The following is a 6,609-nucleotide window of genomic DNA, read 5'->3' on the forward strand; positions in this document are numbered from 1 at the left end:
GGGTGCGGGTGCGGGTGCGGGTGCGGGTGCGGGCCGCAACCGATGGTCCGCGCCGGCCCTGGAAGCTGTCGTTCCGGTGCCGGACAGGGCTCCCGGTCTTCCCCGGCGGGCGGGGCGGCATGCGATCTCCGGGCCGCCGAACGCGGCCTTACGATGGGACGCATGACCGCTTCGTCTGGCCGCCGTGTCCTGCTCGCCGCCCCCCGGGGCTACTGCGCCGGTGTGGACCGCGCCGTGATCGCCGTCGAGAAAGCCCTGGAGCAGTACGGGGCCCCGATCTACGTCCGGCACGAGATCGTCCACAACAAGTACGTCGTGCAGACCCTGGAGAAGAAGGGCGCCATCTTCGTCGAGCGCACGGAGGAGGTGCCGCCCGGCAACATCGTCATGTTCTCGGCGCACGGCGTCGCCCCCGTCGTGCACGAGGAGGCCCGGCAGGGCCGCCTCGCCACCATCGACGCCACCTGCCCGCTGGTCACCAAGGTCCACAAGGAAGCCGTCCGGTACGCGGGCGAGGACTACGACATCCTCCTGATCGGCCACGAGGGCCACGAGGAGGTCATCGGCACCTCCGGCGAGGCCCCCGACCACATCCAGCTGGTCGACGGCCCCGAGGACGTCGCCAAGGTCGAGGTCCGCGACCCGTCGAAGGTGGTCTGGCTCTCCCAGACCACCCTCTCCGTCGACGAGACCATGGAGACCGTCGACGCCCTGAAGACGAAGTTCCCCGGGCTCGTCTCCCCGCCCAGCGACGACATCTGCTACGCCACGCAGAACCGTCAGCTCGCCGTGAAGCAGATGGGTGCCGAGGCCGAACTGGTCATCGTCGTCGGTTCGCGCAACTCCTCCAACTCCAAGCGGCTGGTCGAGGTCGCCAAGCTCGCCGGCGCCCGCGACGCCCACCTGGTGGACTTCGCCGCCGAGATCGACGAGGCCTGGCTGGACGGCGTGACGACGGTCGGCGTGACCTCCGGCGCCTCCGTGCCCGAGGTGCTGGTCGAGCAGGTCCTGGAGTGGCTCGCCGAGCGCGGCTACGCGGACGTGGAGCTGGTCAAGGCGGCCGAGGAGTCCATCACCTTCTCGCTGCCCAAGGAGCTCCGCCGCGACCTGCGCGACGAGGCGGCGGCCCTGGTCGCCGAGCGCGGCGGGAGCGGCACCGCCGGGGCGTGACCGTCCGTGGTCCGTCGTAACGTGGGAGCCATGCAGATCTTCGGCGTGGACATCGGCGGATCCGGGATCAAGGGCGCCCCTGTGGACCTCGACGGGGGCGGCCTGGCCCAGGAGCGCTGCAAGGTGCTCACCCCGCACCCGGCGACGCCCGACGGCGTCGCCGACGGGGTCAAGCAGGTCGTGGACCACTTCGGCTGGACCGGGCCGGTCGGCCTGACCTTCCCCGGCGTGGTCACCGGAGGCGCCATGGTCCGTACGGCCGCGAACGTGGACCGGGGCTGGATCGACACGGACGCGCGCGCGTTGTTCAGCGACCGGCTCGGCGGACTCCCGGTGACCGTGGTCAACGACGCGGACGCGGCGGGCGTCGCGGAGATGGAGTTCGGCGCCGGACGGGGCCGCCGGGGCACGGTCATCCTGCTCACCTTCGGCACGGGCATCGGCAGCGCCGTGTTCGTGGACGGTGCGCTGGTCCCGAACACCGAGCTGGGCCACCTGGAGCTGAACGGCCACGACGCGGAGAAGCGCGCCTCCAGCAAGGCCAAGGAGGACCACGACCTCAGCTGGGAGCGGTGGGCACGCCGCGTCCAGCGCTATCTGGCACACGTGGAGATGCTGTTCTCGCCGGAGCTGTTCATCATCGGCGGCGGGGTCAGCCGCAAGGCGAACAAGTTCCTGCACCTCATCGAGGACGTCAAGGCCGAGATCGTCCCCGCGCAGCTGCAGAACGACGCGGGAATCGTGGGCGCGGCGATGCGAGCGGCCCAGCAGGCCTAGCCCGTGGCCGGCGGCGCCGGGGACCGGACACCGGGAGACCCGGTCACCCGGCCCCGGCCGGTCGCGGTCGGGGCGGACTCGGAGCCGCCGACGGTCCAGGCGGGCTCAAGCCGTTGCCGGCGGTCCCGGTCCAGGCCGTTCGCGGTGCGGGCGGCTCAGCCGTTGCCGACGGTCCCGGACCCCCGTCTGTCGTGGTCCGGGCGGCTCAAGCCGTCGCCGACGGTCCCGGCCCCGGCCCCGGCCGGTCGTGGTCGGGGTGGGCTCACTGGTGCCGGCGGGCCCGTACCCACAGCACCCGGCGGGCCAGCACGATCACTCCGGCGACGAGCGTCCCCCCGTACAGCCAGCCGGCCTGGGTGGCGAGCACGGTGACCAGTCCCATCGCGCGGCCGAGCAGCCCCCCGCCGCTCTCGGCGACCGGCAGCAGCCCCACCGCGAACGCGATCGGCAGGACCACGGGCGCGGTCAGCACGTCCCCGCCGCGCACCCACAGCGCGGTCAGCACGCACACCGGCAGGAACAGCACGCAGTACACCGTCGGGGACGCCCCGAACAGCAGCTGGTCCAGGCAGCCGAGCAGGAACATCGCCGCCATGCAGAACAGCCCGCTGCCCAGCCCGGTCAGCCGGGGGTTCGGCAGCCGCCGGCCCGCAGGCCCCGGCCGCCCTTCCCACGGTGACCCGGAGGCCCACCCTTCCCGCGGCGGCCCGGAGCCCCGCGCCTGCCGCGCGGCCCGTCCGGCGCGCGGCGTGGATCTGCGCCCGCCGGCCCCGTGCCCGTCGCCCGGCCGGTGCCGCGCCTGCGGCGGCAGCGGGCTCTGCGGCGGGGTGCCGCGTCGCGGTCCGTCGTTCGGGGGTCGCGTTCTGTGTTGCTCCACAGGGACCAACCTAGGTCTGTTTATGTGCAGAATCGGCCCTGAGACACGCCGGTGAGGAGAGGTTGGCCGGGCGTTCGACCGTCTCGCGAGGCAGGTGTGCGGGACGCCGTAAACTGGTGGATCGGCCAGTGTCGGTCTCTGGCCCCTGGCAGCCCCTGGCCCACTCAACAACGGGAAGTCGCAACGTGTCGCTCACGATCGGAATCGTCGGCCTGCCCAATGTCGGCAAGTCGACCCTGTTCAACGCCCTGACCAAGAACGACGTGCTGGCGGCCAACTACCCGTTCGCCACGATCGAGCCCAACGTCGGCGTGGTCGGCGTGCCCGACGCCCGTCTCGCCCAGCTGGCGTCGATCTTCAAGTCGGAGCGCATCCTTCCGGCCACGGTCGACTTCGTGGACATCGCCGGCATCGTGCGCGGCGCCTCCGAGGGCGAGGGCCTGGGCAACAAGTTCCTCGCGAACATCCGCGAGTCCGACGCGATCTGCCAGGTCATCCGCGCCTTCAAGGACGAGAACGTCGTCCACGTCGACGGCAAGGTCTCGCCGAAGGACGACATCGAGACGATCAACACCGAGCTGATCCTCGCCGACCTCCAGACCATCGAGAAGGTCCTGCCCCGCCTCCAGAAGGAATCGCGGATCAAGAAGGACATCGCTCCCAAGGTCAAGGCCGTCGAGGAGGCCAAGGAGATCCTGGAGAAGGGCGACACGCTCTTCGCGCACGGCATCGTCCAGGGCACCGAGCGCAACGAGCTGCTGCACGACCTGCACCTGCTGACCACCAAGCCGTTCCTCTACGTCTTCAACGTCGACGAGGACGAACTGGTCGACGAGGAGTTCAAGAACGAGCAGCGCGCCCTGGTCGCCCCGGCCGAGGCGATCTTCCTCAACGCCAAGCTGGAGGCGGACCTCGCCGAGCTGGACGAGGAGGACGCCCTGGAGCTTCTGGAGTCGGTGGGCGCCGAGGAGCCCGGCCTCGCCACCCTGGCCCGCGTCGGCTTCAACACCCTCGGCCTCCAGACGTACCTGACGGCCGGCCCCAAGGAGTCCCGCGCCTGGACGATCAAGAAGGGCGCCACGGCCCCCGAGGCGGCCGGTGTCATCCACACCGACTTCCAGAAGGGCTTCATCAAGGCCGAGGTCATCTCCTTCGGCGACCTGGTCGAGACCGGCTCGGTGGCCGAGGCCCGCGCCAAGGGCAAGGCCCGCATGGAGGGCAAGGACTACGTCATGCAGGACGGCGACGTGGTGGAGTTCCGCTTCAACGTCTGATCGCATCCACAGAGGCGGCCTGACCTGCGAGGATGCTGGTCAGGCCGTCTTGCTGTCCGCAGGAGTCCGCACACCTTCGGAGGTCAGACGGTGCGGATGACGGGAGCAGGCTTGACGTCCTGGGCGTCGATGAGGGCGCGGATGTCGTCCGGGTCGGAGGTCCAGATGATCGCCAGGGAACGTAGAGAAGAGCGGCCTGCGCACAGTGGGCCGTGTTCTCGAAGCGGGCCCCTACCGGTTGCGCCGGATTCCCGGGGTGGGGCAGCGCACTGTCGACCAGATGCTCGGGGCGGCTCGCCGAACTTTCCGAGGCGGTGGAGAGCTGTCTGGGTGCTCTCGACAAGGACAGTCAGCCCACGGGCTACCTCTTCATGTGCCGCACGCGCGGCACATGGCGTACGCGGACTTCACGTAGCCGCAGTCAGGCGGCTGCTACGGCCGGGTCCAGCCGTTGGCGAACTCGCATTGGAGGTCCGCCCAGCGGCGCTGTTCGGCGGGGATGTGGCTGGGGTAGCCGAGGCGTCCCACGCCCTTGACCCACTCGTCCCAGAGGCCGTCGGGTTCAGTGAGGCGGTCGGCGTGGTGGGTGCCGAGGAGGGCGTCGAGGCGGAGGAGAGCGCCCAGGGCGGCGGGCTGGTCGTAGTGCAGGTCGGTGCGGGGGAGGTAGTGGTCGAGGTAGGCGGTGAGGATCTCGGCGTCGGCGTGGGTGCCGAAGCGGGTCAGGGCGAAGCAGTAGGCGCTGCCGGAGTAGCAGACCTCGCTGGCCAGGAGCAGGTCGCCGATGCGTGCTCGGAACCGTTCGCGGCGATCGACGCCGATCAGCCAGGCGGCGGTGAGGCGCGAGCGCCATTCGTACCCGAGGAGGGATTCCAGTTCCTCGTCGGTGATCGCGGCGGCGTCATTCAGCAGGTGCCGGGTGAAGCGGGTGGTGTGCCACCACCGGGGGCCGAGGAACCGCCCGCCGTTCAGTACGAGGTAGCGCGGGAGGCCCCCGTACGTCCTCGTCACGTAGCTCTCGACCACATGGCCGTAGCCGATCTCGTCGGGGTGCTGGGACGGCATCGGTCACCTCTCCGGATACAGGTCGATACGGTCGATCCAGGTGGGCGCGACGAAGATGTTGTCGCCGGCGGGGGCTTCGGAGGCTTCCAGGAGGGACCAGGTGCGGGACTCTTCGACCGGAACTGGACTCCGTCGTCCTCCCAGAAACAGACGGGACAGATCTCGTACGAGCCAGGCATCCTGCCCAGCACGCGGTGCCCGCAGCACGGGCAGGGGTAGGAGTCGCTCACCTGCGCAGTCTTGTTGCAGGTCCGTCGGCTTGCCATGGATTTCTCTGCCTCGGGATCTTCGGCCAGTCCCCAGCCAGTCCGCAGGACGCCCGTAAACGGCTGTCGGGAGTCAACGCGTGGCAGCGGTGAAAATTCCAGGTCAGGGGCGCATGGGAGGCTCCGGCGCAGGTCAGGATCGGGCCGCAGGCGTTTCGCTTCGACGTGTGATCGTCTGATCACCCGCACGCTGGACCGCTTGGTAGATGTGCAGATCAGAAGGGGCCGGACTCGTCGGAGTCCGGCCCCTTGCGTGTTGCCGTGTCGGCTTCGCCGTGACTTCTAGTCGCTCCGCCGCGGGGTGAGTTCGGCGAGGTTCAGGGTGATGTCGAAAGGCACAGGCCGCTTCAGGGCGTCCCGGAAGATGCCGGCGGGCGCGTAGGCGCCGGTCGGCTCGTCGAGTTCGTAGACGTGCACGACGGGGGCGCCGTCCTCGTCCTCGACGCACCAGTAGTGCGGGATGCCGGCCTGCGCGTACTTGCGGAGCTTGACCGTGCGGTCCCGGTGGGCGGACTCGGGCGAGACGACCTCGATGACGAGGAGCACCTCATCGGGCGTGAACCAGGTGCGGTCGCCGTCATAGGCGGCCGTCGTCAAGAGCAGATCGGGCTCGGGCCGGTTTCGCTCGTCGAGCTTTATGGTCATCTCGCGGCCGACACTGACATCGCCGGGCGCCTGGTCCATGAGGGCGACGGTGAGCATGGTGACGAGGTGGCCGTGCCACCACCGCTGGGGCGACATCATGAAGACCAGGGCTCCGTCGATCAGCTCGGTGTGGCGGGGTGCCTCGGGGAGGCGGTCCAGGTCCTCCGCGAACCAGCCTTCCGCGCGTGGCGGGCGCATCCAGTCGGGCAGTGCGGTCATGGCTCAACCGTAGCGACTCGGCGGGACCCGGGCCACGAGATCGCCGACCGGGTGACCGCCGTCCCTGTGCCCTGAAGGCCGAGATCTTCCGCCGGTGCCGGTGCCGGTGCCGGTGCCGGTGCCGTGCTGACGTGGATCATCTGGCGGACCGTTTCTGCGGGTGAGAGCGTTGTGGTTGATCCAACCGGTGGACGGCCGCGCCGGCGGCGGGGCTGCGGGACGTTCCGTCGCGGCGTCTGAGCCCGAGGGCGGGGCGCCAGGTGGAGCGGCAGGGGGCGGCTGGCGGTGGGCCGCCCCCTTCGCCGTGCGTCACTGCTCG

At 70.4% G+C, this 6,609-nt stretch carries 7 protein-coding genes and 1 pseudogene; 4 read left to right on the forward strand and 4 right to left on the reverse strand.

The genetic code is table 11. The features are described 5' to 3' along the window. Positions 1–153: 153 nt before the first annotated feature. Positions 154–1,170 carry a 4-hydroxy-3-methylbut-2-enyl diphosphate reductase gene (locus JK361_RS15255; RefSeq protein ID WP_201817557.1) on the forward strand — a complete coding sequence of 339 codons (1,017 nt, stop codon included), beginning with the start codon at positions 154–156 and terminating at the stop codon, positions 1,168–1,170. A gap of 30 nt (positions 1,171–1,200) precedes the next feature. After that, the gene (gene ppgK / locus JK361_RS15260; protein ID WP_201817559.1) at positions 1,201–1,947 is read left to right on the forward strand and encodes a polyphosphate--glucose phosphotransferase; all 747 of its coding nucleotides are present in this window, start codon (positions 1,201–1,203) and stop codon (positions 1,945–1,947) included. A gap of 262 nt (positions 1,948–2,209) precedes the next feature. Here the strand turns inward: ppgK and JK361_RS15265 are convergent, their stop codons facing one another. After that, positions 2,210–2,824 (reverse strand): DUF6542 domain-containing protein, encoded by a 615-nt coding sequence (locus JK361_RS15265; RefSeq protein ID WP_201817560.1) that lies wholly within the window; start codon positions 2,822–2,824, stop codon positions 2,210–2,212. Positions 2,825–3,009: 185 nt separating this feature from the next. Here JK361_RS15265 and ychF point away from each other — a divergent pair, with 185 nt between their 5' ends. Further along, entirely contained in the window at positions 3,010–4,098 is a 1,089-nt protein-coding gene (gene ychF, locus JK361_RS15270; protein WP_201817562.1) for a redox-regulated ATPase YchF, read from the forward strand. Between the two features lie 175 nt (positions 4,099–4,273). Then, a pseudogene (locus JK361_RS41250) lies at positions 4,274–4,399 on the forward strand (helix-hairpin-helix domain-containing protein); the annotation flags it as partial. A gap of 131 nt (positions 4,400–4,530) precedes the next feature. Here the strand turns inward: JK361_RS41250 and JK361_RS15275 are convergent. From JK361_RS15275 to JK361_RS15285, 3 genes are all read right to left on the reverse strand, one after another. Next, positions 4,531–5,160 (reverse strand): DUF6000 family protein, encoded by a 630-nt coding sequence (locus JK361_RS15275; protein ID WP_201817564.1) that lies wholly within the window; start codon positions 5,158–5,160, stop codon positions 4,531–4,533. Further along, positions 5,103–5,426, reverse strand: coding sequence for a CPCC family cysteine-rich protein (locus tag JK361_RS42625; RefSeq protein WP_372448711.1), 324 nt, complete (start codon positions 5,424–5,426; stop codon positions 5,103–5,105). The genes JK361_RS15275 and JK361_RS42625 overlap by 58 nt, the downstream gene beginning before the upstream one ends. Positions 5,427–5,708: 282 nt before the next feature. Beyond that, a complete protein-coding gene (locus JK361_RS15285; RefSeq protein WP_201817565.1) occupies positions 5,709–6,290 on the reverse strand; it encodes a Uma2 family endonuclease in 582 nt (193 codons plus the stop codon). Positions 6,291–6,609: the final 319 nt, after the last annotated feature.

The organism is Streptomyces musisoli, assembly GCF_016741855.1.
Lineage (GTDB): Bacteria > Actinomycetota > Actinomycetes > Streptomycetales > Streptomycetaceae > Streptomyces > Streptomyces musisoli.

What these genes read in the sequence shown, in the direction of transcription:
- JK361_RS15285 (WP_201817565.1), bottom strand. Translation starts at nt 6,290, where the DNA reads ATGACCGCACTGCCCGACTGGATGCGCCCGCCACGCGCGGAAGGCTGG.
- ppgK (WP_201817559.1), top strand. Translation starts at nt 1,201, where the DNA reads ATGCAGATCTTCGGCGTGGACATCGGCGGATCCGGGATCAAGGGCGCC.
- JK361_RS15275 (WP_201817564.1), bottom strand. Translation starts at nt 5,160, where the DNA reads ATGCCGTCCCAGCACCCCGACGAGATCGGCTACGGCCATGTGGTCGAG.
- JK361_RS15255 (WP_201817557.1), top strand. Translation starts at nt 154, where the DNA reads ATGGGACGCATGACCGCTTCGTCTGGCCGCCGTGTCCTGCTCGCCGCC.
- JK361_RS42625 (WP_372448711.1), bottom strand. Translation starts at nt 5,426, where the DNA reads ATGGCAAGCCGACGGACCTGCAACAAGACTGCGCAGGTGAGCGACTCC.